The organism is Streptomyces sp. NPDC059900 (genome assembly GCF_050270335.1).
Lineage (GTDB): Bacteria > Actinomycetota > Actinomycetes > Streptomycetales > Streptomycetaceae > Streptomyces.
Genome location: NZ_JBNNJZ010001088.1, coordinates 1 through 1,406, shown reverse-complemented (window position 1 = coordinate 1,406; position 1,406 = coordinate 1). Strand labels below are relative to the sequence as shown.

The following is a 1,406-nucleotide window of genomic DNA, read 5'->3' as shown; positions in this document are numbered from 1 at the left end:
GGTGTAAGACCTGCACCCCCGCCGGGGGCCAGGCGACGTGAGCTAGGAATCCCCTGCTTCAGCTGGGGGAGGAGTCAAGAACCCCTCCTTCGCCGAACTACTGGACACGCCGGCACTCGTGGTCGCCGGTGACCGGGACCAGTCCCTGATGTCCGGCCGGGGCCCGGACTGGTTCACCGACGCCTACACCCACAGCCCCGGAGCCACCCACCTGCTCACCCTGTTCGGCGCGGAACACTCCCCGGGCGGCATCCCGAACTGGGAAGCCGCGGAGACCACGGACGAGAATCCCGAGCGCGTCGCCGTCCTCCAGCGTCTGACCGCCGCCTATCTGCGCAGCGCGCTGAACCCGTCCGACACCAGCTGGAAGCGGGCTTCCTGCGCCCTCGCCGACGCCGGAAGCGCGATCGGCCGCATCGACAGCAAGTAACGCCGCCGATGGTGCCCCCCGGCCGCTCGCAGCACCGGCACGGCACACTCGTGTGATCGATCCTCGCAGGTCAGGCCGCCAGGCGGGCCCCTCGGCGCCAGATGGCACGGGTGCTGAGGGTGTCGCTGATGTTGCTGAGCGGGCCACCGTCGACCAGCAGAAGGTCGGCGCGCAGTCCCTCGGCGATACGGCCCCGGTCGCCGAGGCGGAAGCGGCGGGCCGTGGTCGCTGTGGCCGCGCGCAGGGCCCGCTCGGGCGTGAGGCCGGCAGCCACCAGGTATTGCAGTTCGTGGTGCAGGCTCGCTCCGTGCGCCAGACCCCCGAAGAACGTCTCGGACATGGAGACATCGCTGCCGGCCAGCACGTCCACGCCGGCGGCATCCAGCGCGCGCACGGTGTCGTACACATCCTCGAGCTTGCCCTGCGGGTAGCGGTTGTAGCTGGAGCGCAGGGTCTGGTCCCACTTGCTGTTGAGGCGTGCGGCGACCCGGGGATCGTCGGCGAGTGCGCTGCCGGTGATGCCCATCATCGAGGCATTGAGCGTGATGCAGGGAATGACGAACATGCCCGCGTCCCTGATGAGGGCAATGATCTCGTCGGTGTGCGGCTGGTCCATGAACACGTGGGTGACGCCGTCGATGCCGGCTTCGGCGGCCATCCTGGTGGCTTCCAAGGTCAGCGCGTGGGCCACGGTGAGGGCGCCGTACTTCTTCGCTTCGGCGACACCGGCGTTGACGGTGGCCTGGTCCAGCGAGGGCAGTCCGGGGTGTCCCTCCACGCTGCCGTCGTCGATCATGAACTTGATGAAGTCGGAGCCGCGGGCCAGGAGTTGGGGCACGAAGGCGGCCGCTTCCTCGGGCGTGGTGGAGAACGGCATCAGGGGCATCACCGGGGGCAGGTCCCACTTGGGCCGGAAGCCTTCGGGCATCAGCTCGCTCGGATGGCCGCCGGGGGGTGTGATGGCGAAGCCGGAGGA

Annotated in this window: 2 protein-coding genes; one reads left to right on the top strand and one right to left on the bottom strand. The window is 69.6% G+C overall.

The window, feature by feature from the left end:
- Positions 1–118 precede the first annotated feature (118 nt).
- On the top strand, positions 119–430 hold the full coding sequence (locus ACQKIP_RS47460; protein WP_427745871.1) for a hypothetical protein: 312 nt from the start codon (positions 119–121) through the stop codon (positions 428–430).
- 70 nt (positions 431–500) lie between these two features.
- Here the strand turns inward: ACQKIP_RS47460 and ACQKIP_RS47455 are convergent.
- A partial coding sequence (locus ACQKIP_RS47455) for an amidohydrolase family protein (protein ID WP_427745870.1) occupies positions 501–1,406 on the bottom strand: 906 nt, incomplete at its 5' end.